Below are 16,847 nucleotides of genomic sequence, written 5' to 3' on the forward strand. Positions count from 1 at the left end.
CGCGCGGCCTCCCGAGCGCTTCCGATGAAGGTGTGTGCGCACCGGGCCCAGAGTGCGACAGTCCCCTTACCTTGGATTCTAGCAAGGGCGCAGAAAGCAGTCAGTATTCAGTCATTTTTCTATCGGCAAATGGTCAACTTGATTAGAACTCAATCAATCTACTCAATCCGCACGATGTCACCGAGCCGGCTGACATAGCCAGACCCCACGGCCTCCCAGCTGGGGCTCGTGACCCCCGGGTGGTCGGTGATGACGATCGCGTCCCTCGCCTCCTCGCGAGAGGTGCTGTAGAACGCCGCGCGATCGTACTTGGTGTGGTCGAGCAGCAGGTAGGAGCGCTCGGACCCCACCAGGATCAGGGACTTTATCTCCGCCTCGTAGGCGTCCCCGGACAGTATGTCGAGGTCCTCGCTCAGCCCGTGGGCGCCCATGAACGCGCAGTCGAAGCGGTAACGGGCGAGCATCTCGACAGTCTCCCTCCCCACAAGCGAGCGCGAGTACTCCTTGAAGAACCCGCAGAGCAGAAGGGTGTCGATGCCCGCCCTGTTGAGGGCCTCCAGCTGGGGGATGCCGTTGGTCACGGCGTGCACGTTCCTGGCCACGATGTAGGGGATCATGGCGAGCGTGGATATGCCCGCGCCCACGTAGATGGTGTCCCCGTCGCGCACGTAGGAGGCGGCGATCCTGCCCATCGCCAGGTGCTCCGGGCCGGGCCTCCTGGTCTCCAGGGTGCGCTTGCGCTCGTTCTCGGGGGTGTCCGCACGATGGACGCCTCCCCAGGAGCGCACGAGCGCGCCCTCCTGCTCCATGCGGGCGATGTCCCGCCGCACCGTGGCCTCGGAGGCCCCCAGGGCAGCGACGATCTCCTGCACGGAGAGGGTGTCGCTCGTGTCGAGCATGGTGAGGACGATCTCGCGGCGCTGAGAGTACTTCATGTCTGCGGCCCCCTCGGGTATCTGAGCGATTTTCTGCCAATTATCGCTCAGATATCCCTCTGGAGGCCTCAGAAAGTTGAATGTCTGTTTGTCGAGAAGAACCTCGTGCCGTCAGCGCGCCTCCTCGGCGGCGGCCAGACGCTGCGTCTCCTCGATCTCCATGATCTGGCCAACGCGACGGGCGTGGCGGCCGCCCTCGAACTCGGCGTCCATCCATGCGTCCACGATCTGCTTGGCCACCTCGGGTCCCACGACGCGCGCGCCGAAGCAGATGATGTTCGAGTTGTTGTGGCGCTTGGAGAGCTCGGCGGAGTAGGGCTCGGAGCACACGCAGGCGCGGATGCCGTGAACCTTGTTGGCCGCCAGGCTGATGCCCACGCCGGTGCCGCAGATGAGGATGCCACCGTCGACCTCGCCGTCGGCCACGAGCCTGGCCACGCGGTAGCCGCTCACGGCGTAGTCGAAGCTCTCGGGGCTGTTGGTGCCCACGTCAACGAGCTCGACGTCGCCCCGCTGCTCGAGGTGCTCCACCACCTCGGCCTTGATCGCAAGCGCAGAGTGGTCGTTCCCAATGGCAAGACGCATGATTCCCCCTGACGAAAGGGGCGCGCCGGGGAGTGGGGCCCGGGCGCGCCGACCTGACCGGACTACTTGGAGAGAAGTCCCTCGACCGCGGCCACGACGCCGGCCGCATCGAGATTGTACTTGTGAAGCAGGTCCACGGCGGGTCCGGACTCGCCGAAGACGTCGTTCACGCCGAGCTTGCGCACGGGGACGGGGTTCTCGGCCAGGGCAGCCAGCACGGCGTCGCCCAGGCCGCCGATCACGGAGTGCTCCTCGGCGGTGACCACGTGGCCGGTCTTCGCGGCACTCGCGCGGACGAGCTCCTCGTCGAGCGGCTTGATCGTGTGGATGTTGATCACCTCGGCGGAGACGCCCTTCTCGGCGAGCTCGTCGGCGGCGGCGAGCGCCTCGGCGACCATGAGGCCGGTGGCAACGATGGTCACGTCGGTACCCTCGCGCAGGACGACGCCCTTGCCCAGCTGGAACTCGTAGGTCTCCGGGTCGTTGAACACCGGCACGGCCAGGCGGCCAAAGCGCATGTAGACGGGGCCGTCGGTCTCGTAGGCGGCGCGCACGGCGGCCTTGGCCTCCACGTCGTCCGCGGGCACGATGACGGTCATGCCCGGGATGGTGCGCATGAGGGCGATGTCCTCGTTGCACTGGTGGGTGGCGCCGTCCTCGCCCACGGAGATGCCGGCGTGCGTGGCACCGATCTTCACGTTGAGGTGCGGATAGCCGATGGAGTTGCGCACCTGCTCGAAGGCGCGGCCGGCGGCGAACATGGCAAAGGTGCTCGCAAAGGCCACGCGGCCCGTGGTGGCCACGCCAGCGGCGAGGCCCATCACGTTCTGCTCGGCGATGCCCGCATCGAAGAAGCGGTCGGGATAGGCAGCCTTGAACTTGCCGGTCTGGGTGGCGGCGGCGAGGTCAGCGTCAAAGACGACGAAGTCGTCGTGCTCGGCGCCGAGCTCCACGAGAGCCTCGCCGTAGCTCTGGCGCGTAGCGACCTTCTTGACGTCAGCCATGGCTTACGCCTCCTTCCCGGCAGCCTCGAGCTCGGCCATGGCCTGCTCGAACTGCTCGTCGTTGGGTGCCTTGCCGTGCCAGCCCACCTGGTTCTCCATGAACGAGACGCCCTTGCCCTTCACGGTCTCGGCCACGATGCACACGGGCTGTCCCTTGACCTCGCGAGCGGCGGCAAAGGCGGCGCGGATCTGCGCCATGTCGTTGCCGTCGGCGAGCTCGATCACGTGGAACTTGAAGGCACGGAACTTGTCGGCGATGGGCATCGCGGAGTTGACCTCCTCGATGGTGCCGTCGATCTGCAGGCCGTTGTGGTCAACGATCACGCAGAGGTTGTCCAGCTGGTGGTTGCCGGCGAACATCGCGGCCTCCCAGACCTGGCCCTCCTCGATCTCACCGTCGCCCAGGAGCGTGTAGACGCGGTAGGAGTCGCCCCAGTGCTTGGCGGCGAGCGCCATGCCCACGGCCGCGGAGATGCCCTGGCCGAGCGAGCCGGTGGACATGTCCACACCCGGCGTGTCGTTCATGTTGGGGTGCCCCTGCAGGTGGGAGCCAATGTGGCGGAGCGTCTCGAGGTCCTCCTTGGGGAAGAACCCGCGCTCCGCGAGGGCCGCGTAGAGCCCCGGGGCCGTGTGGCCCTTGGAGAGGACGAAGCGGTCGCGGTCGGCCTTGCGCGGGTCGGCCGGGTCCACATTCATCTCCTCGAAGTAGAGGTAGGCGAAGATGTCAGCCGCGGAGAGCGAGCCGCCCGGGTGGCCGGACTTGGCCGCGTGGGTGCCCACGACGATTCCCTTGCGGATCTCGTTGGCAACGCGCCTGAGCTCAACGTCAGTCATGCAAACCCCCTGTCCATGTGATAGGGCGGGGCCGAGGCCCCGCCAGCGATGGTTCCGTAAGTCCTACTGGGAGGCGACGACCTTGGCCCAGTCGGCCTCGAAGGAGGCCAGGCCCTGGTCGGTCAGCGGGTGCTTGAGGCACTTCTTGAGCGCGCCGAAGGGCACGGTGGCGATGTCGGCGCCAAGGAGCGCGGCCTGGGTCACGTGGTGCGGGGTGCGCACGGAGGCGGTGATAATCTCCGGGCCGCCCTCCTCGTCCCAGTAGCCGTAGGTGTAGTTCTTGACGGCGGTGACCATCTCGGCCAGGTGATCGAGACCCTCGTCGCCGATGTCATCGAAGCGGCCGACGAAGGGCGAGATGTAGCGGGCGCCGGCGCGGGCGGCCATGAGGGCCTGGGGCGCGGAGAAGACGAGCGTCATGTTGACGCGAATGCCCTCGGAGGCGAGCTGGTGCGTCGCGGGCAGGGAGGCCTCGCAGACGGGAAGCTTGACCACGATGTTGGGCGCCAGGGCGGCGAGCCTGCGGCCCTCGGCGATCATCTCCTCGGTCGTGTTGGCGGTGGACTCGGCCGAGACGGGCAGGCCCTCGCAGATCTCGCAGATCTTGACCATGTGCGGCTCGAAGTCCGCGAGCTTGCCGCCGGTCCTGGCGTAGAGGCTCGGGTTGGTGGTGACGCCGGAGAGGACTCCCCAGCTCGCTGCCTCGCGAATCTCGTCGAGGTCGGCGGTGTCGATGAAGAACTTCATGTGTACCCCCTCTTTCCTTGTCTCACGGCGCCGCGGCGCCGCACTGTCTAAGTATTGCAGAGAAGGACGGCCTAGTGCGCGCCGCGCTGTCCGTAGTAGGCGTTGGGCCCGTGCTTGCGCATGTAGTGCTTGTCCTGCAGGTACTGCGGGGCAGGCTCGACGCCGGGGAGAAGGGCCTCGGTACGCGTGGCCATCTTGGCCACCTCCTCGAGAACCACGGCGTGATAGACCGCCTGGGCGGCGTCCTTGCCCCAGGAGAAGGGGCCGTGGTTGCGCACGAGCACGGCGGGAACGGCCACGGGGTCAATGTTGCGCTCGGTGAAGCCCTCGTAGATCACCTTGCCGGTGTTGAGCTCGTAGGCCTCCTCGATCTCCTCCTCGGTGAGGCCGCGCATGCAGGGCACGGGACCGTAGAAGTAATCGGCGTGGGTCGTGCCATAGGCGGGCACGTCACGGCCGGCCTGCGCCCAGGAGACCGCCCAGGAGGAGTGCGTGTGCACCACGCCGCCGATCTTGTCGCCCCACTTCTGGTAGAGATAGGCGTGGGTTGCGGTGTCGGAGGACGGGTTGAGGTCGCCCTCGACGACCTTGCCGTCCAGGTCGCACACGACCATGGACTCGGGCGAGAGGTCCTCGTAGTCAACGCCGGAGGGCTTGATGACAAAGAGTCCGCTCTCGCGGTCGAGCTCCGAGGCGTTGCCCCACGTGAAGACCACGAGCCCGTGCTTGGGCAGGTCCATGTTGGCCTCGTATACCTTCTCGCGAAGTTCCTTGAGCATCATGGGACGCTCCTTCCCGCCGGCGCGCGGCCGGCAGCTATATCAGTCCAAAATATTCTAGGGCGGTGGCCACCCCATCGTCGAGGACGCCGTCGGTGACGTGTCCCCCGAGCTCGTGAACGCGCTCGAGCACGTGCGGCTGCGCGTTTCCCATGGCAACGGCGACGTCGGCCGCCTCGAGCATGGGGAGGTCGTTCTCGGAGTCGCCGAATGCGTAGGTGCGCCGCGGCGGCTGGGGCAGGGCTTCCACGTAGGCGGCAAGCCCCGCCCCCTTGTCGATCCCCTTGACCGTTACCTCGTTCATGCCGTCCCCCAGGCGGTAGAGAACGAAGTTCTCGCGCAGAAAGTCGCTCGAGAGGTACTTGTCGAGCTGGTGGTCGAGAAACACGATCTTGGAGAAGCGCAGGTCGGGCCTCAACTCCTCGACCTCGCGTGCCGTCGTCGCCCGGGCGGCCTGGGCAAAGAGGACCTCCCCCCGGTCCAGCGAGACGTTGAGCTCCGCGCTCTCTATGGTCATAGAGAGGTCGAGCCGCTCCATCTCCTCGAGCGCGCCTCTCACGAGCTCCGCCGGGATCGCCACGTCGCGCACCACGCGACCGTCCATCTCCACGCGCGCCCCGTCCATGAGCACGAAGCCCGTAAACGGGAGCGACGCCACCTCGGGCACGATGAGGCCACGCGGGCGGCCAGTGCACAGAACGCACTTACCCCCTGCCGCCACGTAGCTCTCAAGGGCCGCCCTCACCCGAGGCGTGGGAACGCCGTTGAGGTGCTCCTTGTCGCGGTAGACGAGCGTGCCGTCGATGTCGAAGAACGCGACGGTCCCGGCGGCGGGCATCTTAGAGCCCCGCCCGCTCGAAGGCTGCGTCGATCTTCTCGCGCACGTAGCGCGCCGCGGCAGCGGCCTCCTCGCGCCACTCCTGCGACCCCACGTACCAGAACTCAGCGACGTAGCGGCGAACCCCCTGTGCCACCAGCTCGTCGAGAGCGCCCTCGTAGTCCGTGGTGCCCGTGCCAAAGGGGATCTCGCGGTACTTGCCCGCGACGGTCTCCTTGCAGTGGGCGGCCAGGATGTGGCCGCGGCCGGTGGCGATGTCGTCCGCCACGCTCTTGCCGTAGAGGAACGAGGCGTTGGTGAGGTTGCCCATGTCCGGGTAGACGCCGAGGTAGGGGCTGTCGATCTTGTCAACGTACGCCATGGCCTTCTCGACCGTGTCCATGAAGGGCGTCTCCATGGTCTCGAAGCCCAGGAGGACGCCCACGCGCGAGGCCATCTCAACGGCGCGGGCGAGGTTCTCCTCGAAGCGCTTGCGCGTGTCCTCGGTGCCCTCCTCGTAGTAGACGTCGTAGCCGGCGAGCTGGATGGTGCGCACGCCGAGGTCGCAGGCGAGGTCGAGCGCCTTCTTCATGATGTCGAGGGAGCGCGCGACGGTCTCGGGGTCGGTCGCCCCAAAGGGATACTTGCGGTGGGCGGAGAGGCACATGGAGCGGATGAGCGTCCCGGTGCTCTCCATGTTTCGGACGAGCTGGCGGCGCTCCGCCGGAGTCCAGTCGAGGCGGGAGAGGCGCGCGTCGGACTCGTCGATGCTGATCTCCACGTAGTCAAAGCCGCTCTCGCGCGCCACCTCGAGGCGCTCGATCCAGGTGAGCTCGGCCGGCACCGCCTTCTCGTACATGCCGAGCAGGTACTTCTTGGACATTCTTCTCCTCTCCTTCGTCGGTCCATCGAGCCGTTCTATGGCTCCGGGGCCCGGCCGCCGCTAGGCGGCCGGGCCCCGGACCTAAGTGTAGAGACGTGTCTCACACAGGCTGCCGAAAACCATGGTTAAAGGTTTCCAACTGTATTTTTTTAGCGGTGAACGGACGTCGGGAACGCCCGCCAGGGCCCTTAGAGGACGCTGCGGAACGGAACGTTGGGCTCCTCGTCGAAGCAGTCCTCGAAGCCGCGCTGGTACACGAAGTACTTCTTGCCGGCCTCGAAGTCCGTCGGGTAGGTGTAGTGCCCGCCGACCTTCCAGTAGTAGGGCTTGAAGGTGTAGCCGAAGCGCTCCTTGCGCATGTTGTAGAGAACCTCGATCTCGCGCAGGTCGGCCTCGAAGTTGGTCCAGACGTCCCAGTGGATGGGGATGACGACCTTGCACTGCAGGGCCTCGGCCATGCGGATGATGTCGGAGGCCTCCATCTTGTCCTGCATGCCCACGGGGTTGCAGCCGAAGGAGCCAAAGGCCACGTCGACGCCGCCGTACTCCTTGGCGATGTCCTTGCCGTGCTTGGCGAAGTAGATGGAGTAGTGGGAGTCGCCGCTGTGGTAGATGTTGCCGCCCGGGGTGCGGAGCAGGTAGTTGACGGCCTTGTCGTCCATGTCCATCGGGCACTTGCCCCAGAGGTCCTCGCGGTCGGGACCGGTGGAGTCGGTGGTGGTGATGCAGGTGCGGTCGAAGGAGTCCATGGCGATGATCTCGATGTCGCCAACCTTGATCTTGTCACCGGGCTTGACGGTGATGCAGCGGTCCTCGGGCACGCCCCACTTGAGCCAGAACTCGACGGACTTCTTCGGGCCGATGAACGGCACGGGGATCTCGTTGCCGTCGGCGTCGGTGGTGGTCATGCCGGACTGGATGACGTGGGCCGCGAACTCCTTGGACATGTGGTCCTGGTGATAGTGGGTGGCCAGGACGGCGTCGACGTGCTTGATCGCAAAGGGATCGAAGACGTACGGGATGTTGCGCAGGTTGGGCTGCATGGCGCGGCAGCCGGCCATGTTGGCCATCTGGTGGCCGACGGCCATCTTGCCGTTGCCGTGGGAGCGCTTGCCGTTGCCGGTCCAGAGGTCGATGGTGATGGCGGTGTTGCCCGGGGTCTTCATGTAGATGCCGGTGCAGCCGAGCCACCACATCTCAACGGTGCCGGGGGCGGGCTGGGCCGCCTCCATGTCCTCGTTGAGCCACGTGCCCCACTCGGGGAACGTGTTCATGATCCACTTCTCGCGGGTGACCTCGTCGATTGCAGACATGCGAACCTCCTTTTCATGAGGGTTGCTTGGGGTGGGGACTAACGGCCCCTGGAGTGGCCGGCCCCGGCAGGGGCCGGCCGCAAGGGGACTACTCGGTGACGTCGTAGAGCGCGACCTCGTCGGTCTCGCGGTTGGCGGCGATGATGCGGGTGGCGTCGCCGTCGGTGAAGACCCAGCAGTTAGCGGGGCCGCGGTCGTGATCGATCATCTCGAGCTGGTACGTACCGTCCGCAAAGTGGACGCGGAAGAGGTCGCGGCCGGCCTTGCGGTTGCCGATGACGGCGCAGGGCTCGCCGGCGATGGTGCCGGACCAGATGGCGTGCAGGAAGTCGCGCTTCTCGGGATCCTCCCAGACCTTCTTGTAGGTGTCCTCGGTGTCGCCCTCGTGCCAGACGGAGAGGGTGTCGCCGTGGAACGCGGAGAGGGTCAGGATCTCGTCCTTGCCGTCGCCGTCGAAGTCGGCCACGCAGATGTCGCTCGTGGGCTGGACAATGAGGCAGCTGACGGACCACTCGCCGTCGGCCGTCGCGGGCGGGACGTAGCGGAACACGCCGGCGGCGGTGGAGACGAGGGCGAGGGTGTGGTCCTCGTTGGTCCAGAAGCCGTGGTTCTGCAGCTGGCAGCCGGAGAGCTCGGTGAGCTCGACGGTCTCGGTCTCCAGGCTGTCGCCGAGCTTGGCCACGTAGACCGCGCCGGGGGTGAGCCAGTCGTTCTTGATCTTGCGGCAGGCCCCCTTGATGGTGCAGGCGATGAGCCAGAGCTGGCCGTCCGCGCCCACGAGCACGCCAAAGCGGTGCACGTACGGCAGGTCGCAGATGCGGTGCGTGCTCCAGGTGCCGTCGGCGGCGCGGGTGTAGCTCACGATGCCGGCGGTGTCGCCGCCGTAGTTGGGCGAGAAGAACTCGCTCGTGGCGAGCAGCTGGTCCTTGCGACCGGGCACCTGCGTGATCGTCATGACGCCGCCGGGGCCCTCGGTAACGGTCTCCATGGGGGTGCCGTCAAGCGCGAAGCGACGGATCGGGCCGTCCTTCTCGACGCCGATGACGAAGCTCCTGGCGTCCTCCCCCTCGAACATGCCGATGGCGTAGGCCTTGGGCATGCTCGCGATGACCTTCTTCGAGTACTGCATCTTGGTCGCCGTCCCCTAGGCCTTGAACTTCTCGGCGGCACCGGTGGAGACGAGCGCCTCCTCCATCTCCTTGTCGGAGAGGACGTTGCGCAGGCCGATGACGGTCACGCCGGCCTTCTCGGCCTCGTCGTACATGTTCTTGAAGTTCAGGGGAGCGAAGACGATGTCGTACTGGCGAGCGGAGGAGACGCCCTCGGAGAGAGCGCAGTGGTGGATGTCGGCGACGCCCATGCCGAGCTTCTTGGTGACGCGCTCGGCGGTCATCTTCATCATGAGGGAGGTACCGGCACCGTTGGCGCAAGCGACGAGGATCTTGGCGTTCATAACTTTCTCCTTTTTCTTTGGGCCGGGGCGGGGTCGCCCCGGCCGTTTACCGTGCTAACAGGTGGTGCAGATGGTACGGGTGACGCAGGTGGTGCGGGTGGTTCCAGACGAGGCTACTTGATGCCGTTGGCGCGCATCTCCTTGCACTTCTCCCAGTCCTCGACCTCCATGAAGTAGGTCTCCTTGTGGCGACGGTACTGGAGCTGCGGGATCGCGATGAGGGCGATGACCACGATGGCGAGGCCGGCGTAGGACAGGAACTTCATGAGGCCGGTCATGATCGGCCAGACCACGGCCCAGTCCCACATGCCGAGGTAGCCGCCGTAGGCCGCCATGCCAACCCAGCCGGCGATGATCGCGGAGCCAAAGACCTGGAGCAGGCCGGAGATGAAGGGCAGGAGCATGCAGGCGCGCAGGCCGCCGCGGTGGTTGGCGTAGACGCCGATGGTGGCGTTGTCGAAGAACAGGGGCACGAAGCCGGCCATGACCACGACGGGGCTGCCAAGAAGGATCAGGGCGCCGATGGCGAGGAACTGGCCGAGAGCACCAAAGAGGAAGCCGATGGTGACGGCGTTGGGGGCGCCGAAGCCAAAGGTGACGGCGCAGTCGACGCCGGGCACGGAGCCCTTCAGGAGCTTGGAAGAGATGCCCTGGAAGGAATTCGTGAGCTCGGTGACGAAGGTGCGGACGCCGAGCTGGAGGATGGACAGGTACACGGCGAACTCGAAGGAGGTCGTCAGGATGTACATGAAGAAGTCCTGGGACTCGTTCATGAAGCCCTGGGCCACGAGGAAGTCACGGCCGAGGATGACCAGGATGACGCCAAAGAAGACCGTCATAAGGATTGCGGTGGCAACGAGGTTCTCGTTGAAGATCTTGAGGAAGCCCGGGAGCTTGATGTCGTCGACGTTCTTGGACTTCTTCTTGGAGTGGTCCTCGATCCAGCCGGCGATCTTGTAGGAGACGTAGACGCCAAACATCTGCTGGTGGGCGATCGTGAGGCCGGCGCCGTCGGTCAGCTCCTGGGAGGGGCCGATGCAGAGGTTGGAGCCAACGGCCCAGTAGAGGCCGAGAAGGACCGTCATGATGGCGAGAACGGCCCAGTCCGCGTCACGAAGGGCGGGGAAGCAGAACAGGACCAGGAAGAAGGCAGTGGAGGCCTGCTGGACCTGGACGTGGCCCGTGGTGAAGAGGGCGCGGAGCTTGGTGAACTTCTTCAGCGCCACGAGCACGATGTTGAGGATGAACGCGAAGAGCAGGAGGAACATGACGAGCGAGAAGGACTTGCCCGCGATGAAGGCCGGACCGGCCGCGTCCTCCATGGCCGCCTGGACGGCGTTCTGGCCAAAGTACGGGTCGATGACCATTGCGGACATGTTGAAGCGCTCCTGCAGGCCCACGAGGATCGGGCGGAACGCGTTGGTCAGTCCGCTGGAGCCAACGGCGAGGATCTGGTAGCCGATGACCGCCTTGATGAAGCCGGCGAGGATGTCGTACCAGGGCTTGCGCAGAAGCGCGTAACCGAGGACGACGATCACGCCGATGAAGTACGCGGGTTGCGTGAGGATGTTGTTCGCAATCCACGTCCAGATGCCCATTAAGATGTCCATGGGTCTCCTTCCTTACGTGCCTATACTTGCGACCGGGCCCTATGCCTGGTCATGCTCCAGCTTGTCCTCGTCCACGAGCTCGTCGATGGCGAGAAGCTCCTCGGGCGTGGTGGCGGCCTTCAGCTTCTCGACGACGGAGTCGTCGGTGAGGATGGCGTAGAGGCGCTGCATGTTGGCGAAGTGCTCGGACTGGTTGGTGGAGCAGAGCGTGAAGAAGATCTGCGCGTCCTTCTCGGGGTCGTCCTTGTCAAAGTGGACGGGCTCGGAGACGCGCATGAAGCCGATCGCGGTGCCGTTACAGCCGGTGGCATTCTCCGTGGAGTGGGGCATGGCCACACCCGGGATGAGCACGATGTAGGGACCGTGCTTCTCCACGCACTGGACGATCTCCTCGGCGTAGATGGGCTCCACGGTGCCGTCCGCCTCAAGTGGCTTGCAGCAGGCGCGGATGGCGTCGCGCCAGTCGTCGATGGGCTCATCGACGAAGGCATAGTGCTTCTTCTCGTAGATTTCCTTGAGCAGCATTCGGAACCTCTCCTTTCGTCCGTGTCCCCTCTGTTCTATTTGAGCTCTGAATAGAACTTTCGGAACGCTTTGCTGACCTCATTATGAACGACTTGAATTCTATTGGATTCATCTCGTTCACGTTTGCCGCTAACGGTAGCGAATTTCCCGCAAACGGTCAAATTGCACAGCTCAATCGTTCATATTGAAATTTGTTACCAGGGAGATAGAATGAGGTAACATTCAAATCGTTCATTCATTGGACGAGATGAGGCTCGTACACCCGATTTGACGCGTGAGGCATGACGGAGGTGCACATGCCTAACAGGAGCGGTCGCTCCTTCGTGGAGCAGAGACGCCAGATTATCGTCGAGATTCTCGAGAGGGAGGGTCGCGCGGTCGTGAGCGACCTGGCCGACCGCCTGGGCACCTCCCCTCTCACCATACGCAGGGACCTCGCGGCGCTCGAGGAGCGCGGCGTCGTCGACCGCAGGTACGGCGAGGCCGTCATCTCCGAGTCCGCCGTGACGAGGATCGAGGGAGCTCCGTCACTCTTTGAGGCACAGAAGGACGCCATCGCCCGGCATGCCGCCACGCTCGTGACCGACAACGAGCTTCTCTTTATCAATACGAGCTCGACCGCGCTCGCCCTCATCCCTCACATCACCGCTCACGGCGTGACCGTTGTCACCAACAGCGCTCTCGCGCGCGACCTCCCCCTCCCGCCGGACGGCATGATCCTGGTCACGGGAGGCGAGGTCCGCACGCCGAGAGGCGTCCTCTCGGGGGAGTTCGCCCTGGCGAACATCCGTAGCGTCTCCGCCACGACCTGCTTCGTCGGGTGCGCGGGAATCTCCACCGTCACGGGAGTCACCTCTACCACGCAGCAGGAGGCCACGGTCAACTCGCTCATGGTCGAGCGCTCGGACCGCATGGTCCTTCTCGCCGACTCGAGCAAGCTCGGCGTGGCAGCCGGGTTCACCTATGCTCCGCTCACGAGGGTCGCGCTTCTCATCACCGACTCCGGTGCCACGGACGAGGACGTCGAGGTCCTCAGGGAGGCCGGAGTACACGAGGTCGTGCGCGTCTCGACTACCTAGATGACCGACAAACGACGAACAAGGTTAGGCGATTGTTTCCGACAATTTGGCGCTTTAGTCGAAAACGTGTGCGTTGTTTTGTCGATGTTCGATTGATCTTCATAGAAAAAGGCGAGGTCAGAGGCCATATGGGCATCAAACCTCGCCTTGTTTGTTGATGGTGCGCCGTCAGGGTCTCGAACCCTGGACCTTGGGATTAAAAGAGTTCAAATTCTTTTGTTCCCTTGTTGACGTCCTTAGACACTTCTCCAGAATAACAGCAGTTCACAGCGCCAAGCGTAGATCATGACTGACAGTGCTAGACTCACTTTAAGAAGTGGTTTGGTACCGATTTGGTACCGGTCGCGGTACCGACTCCGGGAGTGGCGATGTTCTACACGGCGGCATATCTCCAGCAGCGCAAAGACTGTAAGGGTTGGCGCGGATTCCTCGACTACAAAGACGCGGATGGCAAGCGGCGCAAGAAGTCAAAGACCATGAGCGCCACCGGCAAGCGAGCCGCAAGCGCCGAGCTGGAGGAATGGCGCGCTCAAATGGAGGCCGAGCACGAGAGGGAGCTTAAGGAAGGCCCGAAGGTTCCCCCGGTCTCATCCATCCCCGTATCCCAGTACGTCGACGATATGGTCACGAGTCTTGCCAACTCAAAAGCTATAGAGGCGTCCACCGTGTCGGGCTATCGCACTACGGCGGGTTACATCCGTGAGGCGTTCTCAAACGTCACGATGGGCGAGCTTACGCCTGAGCAGGTCCGAGACTGGGAGGCTGGCCTCATAGGTCGCGGACTATCATCCTCGACCGTCGGCAAAGCCCATAGACTCCTCAAGCAGGCGTTCAAGTACGCCGTCAACAGCCGCGCCCTCACGTGGAACCCGGTTGACGCCGTGAAGCCGCCCAAGCGGACAAAGAAGCACACCGGTATCAACGCTCTTGACAAGGCTGGCCGCACCCTTATTCTGAGCAAGCTCGACGGAATGGGACTTACCCCCGTAACCGTTGCTGCGCGGATAGCATTGTTCACCGGTCTGAGAGAAGCGGAGATTTGCGGCCTCCAGTGGCGCGACGTTGACCCATCCTCAAGCGTCCTTTGGGTTCGGCGATCCATCGGAACCGGCGAGGGCGGAACATATTTGAAGCTTGCCAAGACAGACAAGGCAAGGGACGTTGCCCTCCCTAAGTCGCTCGCTGCGCTGCTTGTGAGCTGGAGAGAGCGGCAGACAGAGAGATTTAGGGCCATAGGCGCGATTCTCGGCGAGGACTCGTATATCATCGGCGACCCCGTAGGCTACTACCGGCCCGGACGCCTGAGCAAGGACTGGACGGCCCTCTCGCGCGCCCTTGAGGTCAGGGGAACGGAGGGGCGTCTCGTTACGTTCCACGACCTCCGCCACACTTGGGCGACCATGTATCTTGCAGCTGGCGGGGACGTCAAGACCGCCGCAAGCAATTTGGGTCACGCCAACGCCGCTATGACGCTCAACATCTACGCGAGCGCCGACCCCGACGCCAAGCGTCGTGCCGCCGTGATAGTGGAGGAGAACATGAGAGATAGCTCACTCGATGTCCTATCGTTCACGGGTACGAATGGCCCAGAGTAAGCGGAGGACAAGCTCGTCGCAACATAGTGATCGAGGACTATTGTGGGGTAGTAATACTCAACTCGAAAACACAGCGCCAGCTTGAGGAAATGCCGAGATAGAATACCTATCCCATCTTGCTCAGCAGATTATAAACAATATATTGTGTTATTTCTGACTTTGTCTTTTTGCAATTATGCGTTATTGTCCTTGCTAGTCAGCTGACCACCAAATACCAGCTAGAAAGGACTACATGGAAAACATCAGTCAGACTACCGCTCTGCCCGTCCTCCTCAGCGTAGGACAAGTTGCGCGGGACGTCCTTGGAGTCTCCGAGCGCACCGTGTACCGCATGATTGATGACGGTCAGATTAGGGCCGTCAAGGTTCGCGGCGCACTCCGCATCAACCGCGACGCCCTCCTCGCCCAGTTCGGACTCGGGGAGGCGGTATAAGTGGATCTCAAGACTATCGAGGAACTTGTCTCCAAGTACGAACTTATCGACTCCAAGGCCCTCTCCGCCATGTACGCACAGAACGACCGCGAGATTAAGGCCGCAGGGCTAAGGGACTTCTGCGGAATTGGGGCCCGCCGCGAGTACGTTGACAGGCGGACCCTGGAAAACAGGGCCATCCGGCGCGTTCTGGACCGACGCAAGAGGGCGTCAGGTGCCGTCCGATAACCGACGCGGTCCCTTCTCCCGCCTATACGGCCCGTGGCTCGACAGGCTGGCCGGGACGGGGGCGGGCCGCGCCCAGACGCTCGTTCTCCTCTGCCTCTGCGAGCGTCTGGAGTTCGACAAGCACGGCAACGCCACGGCGTGGTACCCGAGGGCGGAGCTTGCGGAGAGGCTGGAGGTGACGGAGGACTCAGTTAGCAAAGCCGTCTCCGGTCTCATAGAGAAGCGCCTCATAAGCGTGAAGAGGACCGGCCACAAGGGCAGGACGACCGTCTACAACGTGTTCCCCGGAATCCCGTGGCCGTCCCAAAGGTGCCACGGAGAGGGGCACCAAAAGGCCCAAAGGTATCCCCAGACGGGGTGTGTAGGTACTACCCACAGGGATACCCCTAAGACATATATAGGGGGAGGGTCGGAGCCCTCCCCCTATAAGACGGTTTTGCAGCAGCTCAAGGAGGACTTGGCTAGCGGCAAGGCCCTCACGAGGGAGAACTGGTAGGCATGGGAAAGAACGATGCTTGGGAGGAGTTCTCGGCGCGGTTCGGCTCCTACGAGACCGACGCCCTCGCGTTCGCCGACCCTCCGCGCGTTGTGCCGACCGGGATAGCTTCGCTGGACGCCCTACTCGTGGACGGCATGGCACCGGGCGTCCACGTCCTCATGGCCCAGCCCGGAGCGGGCAAGAGCGCGCTAGCGCTCCAGGTGTCCATGAACGTCGCCCGGGCGGGCGGAAACGTGCTCTACTGCTCCCTCGAGATGACGCGGCAACAGTGCCTCGCGAGGTGCTGCTCCTCCATCGCTAAGGCGGAGCCGGGCATCAAGGACTTCTACTGGAGCGGCTGGGAGAGGATGGGGAGGCAGGCCCAGAGGGAGGCGTCGCGCTACCGCTTTCCAGACGATCTGGTCCGATTGGAGTTCCTGAGCACACGGCCTGCCGTGATGGCGCTAAGGGCCCTACGGGCAAACTGTCCCGGCCTCGCGTTCGCCGACGACAGGGAGGTAGACGGGATTGCCGAGCTATCGCAGGCCGCCCGGGAGGCGTCTGACGCCGGGCTGGACCTCCTCGTCGTGGACTACCTCCAACGTCTCAGGCCCCCGGAATCGGCGCGGGAGGGAGATAGGTACCGGCAGGTCACGGAGGTATCCAACGCGCTCGCCGCCTTGACCAAGGCCCTGCGCGTCCCCGCCCTCGTCATCTCCAGCATGAACCGGGAGGCTATGAACAGCGACCGCCCAAGCATTGGAGGGGCTAGGGGGTCTGGCGACATAGAGTATGACGCCGTGACCCTCTGGCAGCTCAGGCGGGGCGGGGGGCCGACCCTCGATGACGGGAGCCGCATCGTGGAGCTTCACCTCACCAAGAACAGGCGCGGCCCCGTCACGGATGACTGCGAGCCTATACGGCTCCTCTTCGACGGCAGGCACAACAGCTTCTCAGAGTGCCCCTAGCGGGGCGGATTGGAGACACCATGAACGACACCATCAAGCAGTGCGCCGACCTCCTCGGGTTCCTCGACGGAGGCACGCCTCCCGTGTTCGAGGACTACGGGGCGGAGGCGCTGTGCGCGGGCACCGTCACGGCGAACCACGGGCCGCACGGCCCCGTGACCTACGAAGCGCCCGACGCTGGCACCTACGATCTCACGACCCCGCAGGGCCGCGCCGCGTGGCAGGACAACGCGCCCGATGGCGTGAGGCGCACCATTCCCGAGGACGGGGAACCATGGCTCGACTCCGTGCTCGATACCGTCGCCGAGACCGTATCCGCATGGCTGGAGGCTCAGGGGACCGAGCTGTAACCAACCAAAGCCGACGATAGCCACTGAGAGGGCCGTTCCCGTTTATAAGGGCGCGGCCCTCCTTGCGCTCTCGCGACAGACTTCCTCGTATGACACCTCTGGACAAATGGCAGGAGCGGCACCCCCCCCCCGCTCGCTATTTCGGAGGCGTCGGCCGGAGACCGACGGGGGCATCCAAACATATGAGGACGTCATATTTCTAAAGTTAGATTTAGTTTACTTTTTACAAAA

At 64.2% G+C, this 16,847-nt stretch carries 20 protein-coding genes; 7 read left to right on the top strand and 13 right to left on the bottom strand.

Annotation, left to right across the window (positions count from 1 at the left end; all coding sequences use genetic code 11):
- Window positions 1-158: 158 nt before the first annotated feature.
- The 13 genes from B5F79_RS08550 to B5F79_RS08610 form a co-directional block, all read right to left on the bottom strand.
- Window positions 159-935: a DeoR/GlpR family DNA-binding transcription regulator gene (locus tag B5F79_RS08550; RefSeq protein WP_087220227.1), complete on the bottom strand. Its 777-nt coding sequence runs from the start codon at window positions 933-935 to the stop codon at window positions 159-161.
- A 111-nt stretch (window positions 936-1,046) separates the two neighbouring features.
- Window positions 1,047-1,520: a ribose 5-phosphate isomerase B gene (rpiB, locus tag B5F79_RS08555; protein ID WP_087220230.1), complete on the bottom strand. Its 474-nt coding sequence runs from the start codon at window positions 1,518-1,520 to the stop codon at window positions 1,047-1,049.
- 62 nt (window positions 1,521-1,582) lie between these two features.
- Window positions 1,583-2,524, bottom strand: coding sequence for a transketolase family protein (locus tag B5F79_RS08560; RefSeq protein ID WP_087220233.1), 942 nt, complete (start codon window positions 2,522-2,524; stop codon window positions 1,583-1,585).
- A 3-nt stretch (window positions 2,525-2,527) separates the two neighbouring features.
- Window positions 2,528-3,358 carry a transketolase gene (locus B5F79_RS08565; protein ID WP_087220236.1) on the bottom strand — a complete coding sequence of 277 codons (831 nt, stop codon included), beginning with the start codon at window positions 3,356-3,358 and terminating at the stop codon, window positions 2,528-2,530.
- A gap of 63 nt (window positions 3,359-3,421) precedes the next feature.
- Window positions 3,422-4,105: a transaldolase family protein gene (locus B5F79_RS08570; RefSeq protein ID WP_087220240.1), complete on the bottom strand. Its 684-nt coding sequence runs from the start codon at window positions 4,103-4,105 to the stop codon at window positions 3,422-3,424.
- A gap of 71 nt (window positions 4,106-4,176) precedes the next feature.
- Window positions 4,177-4,887 (bottom strand): L-ribulose-5-phosphate 4-epimerase, encoded by a 711-nt coding sequence (locus B5F79_RS08575; protein ID WP_087220243.1) that lies wholly within the window; start codon window positions 4,885-4,887, stop codon window positions 4,177-4,179.
- A 34-nt stretch (window positions 4,888-4,921) separates the two neighbouring features.
- A complete protein-coding gene (locus B5F79_RS08580; protein ID WP_087220247.1) occupies window positions 4,922-5,722 on the bottom strand; it encodes an HAD hydrolase family protein in 801 nt (266 codons plus the stop codon).
- 1 nt (window position 5,723) lies between these two features.
- Window positions 5,724-6,584, bottom strand: coding sequence for an L-ribulose-5-phosphate 3-epimerase (locus B5F79_RS08585; RefSeq protein ID WP_087220250.1), 861 nt, complete (start codon window positions 6,582-6,584; stop codon window positions 5,724-5,726).
- 188 nt (window positions 6,585-6,772) lie between these two features.
- The gene (gene ulaG / locus B5F79_RS08590; protein WP_087220253.1) at window positions 6,773-7,897 is read right to left on the bottom strand and encodes an L-ascorbate 6-phosphate lactonase; all 1,125 of its coding nucleotides are present in this window, start codon (window positions 7,895-7,897) and stop codon (window positions 6,773-6,775) included.
- A gap of 88 nt (window positions 7,898-7,985) precedes the next feature.
- Window positions 7,986-9,026, bottom strand: a complete 1,041-nt coding sequence (locus tag B5F79_RS08595; RefSeq protein ID WP_087220256.1) for a hypothetical protein — start codon at window positions 9,024-9,026, stop codon at window positions 7,986-7,988.
- 15 nt (window positions 9,027-9,041) lie between these two features.
- Window positions 9,042-9,350 carry a PTS sugar transporter subunit IIB gene (locus B5F79_RS08600; protein WP_087220259.1) on the bottom strand — a complete coding sequence of 103 codons (309 nt, stop codon included), beginning with the start codon at window positions 9,348-9,350 and terminating at the stop codon, window positions 9,042-9,044.
- Window positions 9,351-9,463: 113 nt separating this feature from the next.
- Window positions 9,464-10,960 (bottom strand): PTS ascorbate transporter subunit IIC, encoded by a 1,497-nt coding sequence (locus tag B5F79_RS08605; protein ID WP_087220262.1) that lies wholly within the window; start codon window positions 10,958-10,960, stop codon window positions 9,464-9,466.
- A 39-nt stretch (window positions 10,961-10,999) separates the two neighbouring features.
- Window positions 11,000-11,485: a PTS sugar transporter subunit IIA gene (locus B5F79_RS08610; protein WP_087220265.1), complete on the bottom strand. Its 486-nt coding sequence runs from the start codon at window positions 11,483-11,485 to the stop codon at window positions 11,000-11,002.
- Between the two features lie 296 nt (window positions 11,486-11,781).
- Here B5F79_RS08610 and B5F79_RS08615 point away from each other — a divergent pair, with 296 nt between their 5' ends.
- The 7 genes from B5F79_RS08615 to B5F79_RS08645 all read left to right on the top strand — a co-directional run bounded on the left by B5F79_RS08615 (window position 11,782) and on the right by B5F79_RS08645 (window position 16,616).
- Complete coding sequence (locus B5F79_RS08615; RefSeq protein WP_158094871.1) at window positions 11,782-12,564, top strand: DeoR/GlpR family DNA-binding transcription regulator; 783 nt, start codon at window positions 11,782-11,784, stop codon at window positions 12,562-12,564.
- Between the two features lie 368 nt (window positions 12,565-12,932).
- A complete protein-coding gene (locus B5F79_RS08620; protein ID WP_087220271.1) occupies window positions 12,933-14,159 on the top strand; it encodes a tyrosine-type recombinase/integrase in 1,227 nt (408 codons plus the stop codon).
- Between the two features lie 232 nt (window positions 14,160-14,391).
- On the top strand, window positions 14,392-14,592 hold the full coding sequence (locus B5F79_RS11335; protein ID WP_087220274.1) for a helix-turn-helix domain-containing protein: 201 nt from the start codon (window positions 14,392-14,394) through the stop codon (window positions 14,590-14,592).
- Complete coding sequence (locus tag B5F79_RS08630; protein WP_087220277.1) at window positions 14,593-14,820, top strand: hypothetical protein; 228 nt, start codon at window positions 14,593-14,595, stop codon at window positions 14,818-14,820.
- Entirely contained in the window at window positions 14,807-15,316 is a 510-nt protein-coding gene (locus tag B5F79_RS08635) for a MarR family transcriptional regulator (protein ID WP_087220280.1), read from the top strand. Before B5F79_RS08630 ends, B5F79_RS08635 begins: the two co-directional genes overlap by 14 nt.
- Before the next feature lie 2 nt (window positions 15,317-15,318).
- Window positions 15,319-16,266 carry a DnaB-like helicase C-terminal domain-containing protein gene (locus B5F79_RS08640; RefSeq protein ID WP_087220283.1) on the top strand — a complete coding sequence of 316 codons (948 nt, stop codon included), beginning with the start codon at window positions 15,319-15,321 and terminating at the stop codon, window positions 16,264-16,266.
- 20 nt (window positions 16,267-16,286) lie between these two features.
- Window positions 16,287-16,616, top strand: coding sequence for a hypothetical protein (locus B5F79_RS08645; RefSeq protein WP_087220286.1), 330 nt, complete (start codon window positions 16,287-16,289; stop codon window positions 16,614-16,616).
- Window positions 16,617-16,847 lie beyond the last annotated feature (231 nt).

Origin of the sequence: Olsenella sp. An285, assembly GCF_002159625.1 — a bacterium.
Lineage (GTDB): Bacteria > Actinomycetota > Coriobacteriia > Coriobacteriales > Atopobiaceae > Thermophilibacter > Thermophilibacter avicola.

Bases quoted from the DNA above. Each gene is read 5' to 3' on its own strand.
- B5F79_RS08605 (WP_087220262.1), bottom strand. From the start codon at position 10,960: ATGGACATCTTAATGGGCATCTGGACGTGGATTGCGAACAACATCCTC.
- B5F79_RS08600 (WP_087220259.1), bottom strand. From the start codon at position 9,350: ATGAACGCCAAGATCCTCGTCGCTTGCGCCAACGGTGCCGGTACCTCC.
- B5F79_RS08575 (WP_087220243.1), bottom strand. From the start codon at position 4,887: ATGATGCTCAAGGAACTTCGCGAGAAGGTATACGAGGCCAACATGGAC.
- B5F79_RS08610 (WP_087220265.1), bottom strand. From the start codon at position 11,485: ATGCTGCTCAAGGAAATCTACGAGAAGAAGCACTATGCCTTCGTCGAT.
- B5F79_RS08585 (WP_087220250.1), bottom strand. From the start codon at position 6,584: ATGTCCAAGAAGTACCTGCTCGGCATGTACGAGAAGGCGGTGCCGGCC.
- B5F79_RS08620 (WP_087220271.1), top strand. From the start codon at position 12,933: ATGTTCTACACGGCGGCATATCTCCAGCAGCGCAAAGACTGTAAGGGT.
- B5F79_RS08560 (WP_087220233.1), bottom strand. From the start codon at position 2,524: ATGGCTGACGTCAAGAAGGTCGCTACGCGCCAGAGCTACGGCGAGGCT.
- B5F79_RS08550 (WP_087220227.1), bottom strand. From the start codon at position 935: ATGAAGTACTCTCAGCGCCGCGAGATCGTCCTCACCATGCTCGACACG.
- B5F79_RS08570 (WP_087220240.1), bottom strand. From the start codon at position 4,105: ATGAAGTTCTTCATCGACACCGCCGACCTCGACGAGATTCGCGAGGCA.
- B5F79_RS08640 (WP_087220283.1), top strand. From the start codon at position 15,319: ATGGGAAAGAACGATGCTTGGGAGGAGTTCTCGGCGCGGTTCGGCTCC.
- B5F79_RS08595 (WP_087220256.1), bottom strand. From the start codon at position 9,026: ATGCAGTACTCGAAGAAGGTCATCGCGAGCATGCCCAAGGCCTACGCC.
- B5F79_RS08580 (WP_087220247.1), bottom strand. From the start codon at position 5,722: ATGCCCGCCGCCGGGACCGTCGCGTTCTTCGACATCGACGGCACGCTC.
- B5F79_RS08645 (WP_087220286.1), top strand. From the start codon at position 16,287: ATGAACGACACCATCAAGCAGTGCGCCGACCTCCTCGGGTTCCTCGAC.
- B5F79_RS08565 (WP_087220236.1), bottom strand. From the start codon at position 3,358: ATGACTGACGTTGAGCTCAGGCGCGTTGCCAACGAGATCCGCAAGGGA.
- rpiB (WP_087220230.1), bottom strand. From the start codon at position 1,520: ATGCGTCTTGCCATTGGGAACGACCACTCTGCGCTTGCGATCAAGGCC.
- B5F79_RS11335 (WP_087220274.1), top strand. From the start codon at position 14,392: ATGGAAAACATCAGTCAGACTACCGCTCTGCCCGTCCTCCTCAGCGTA.
- ulaG (WP_087220253.1), bottom strand. From the start codon at position 7,897: ATGTCTGCAATCGACGAGGTCACCCGCGAGAAGTGGATCATGAACACG.
- B5F79_RS08615 (WP_158094871.1), top strand. From the start codon at position 11,782: ATGCCTAACAGGAGCGGTCGCTCCTTCGTGGAGCAGAGACGCCAGATT.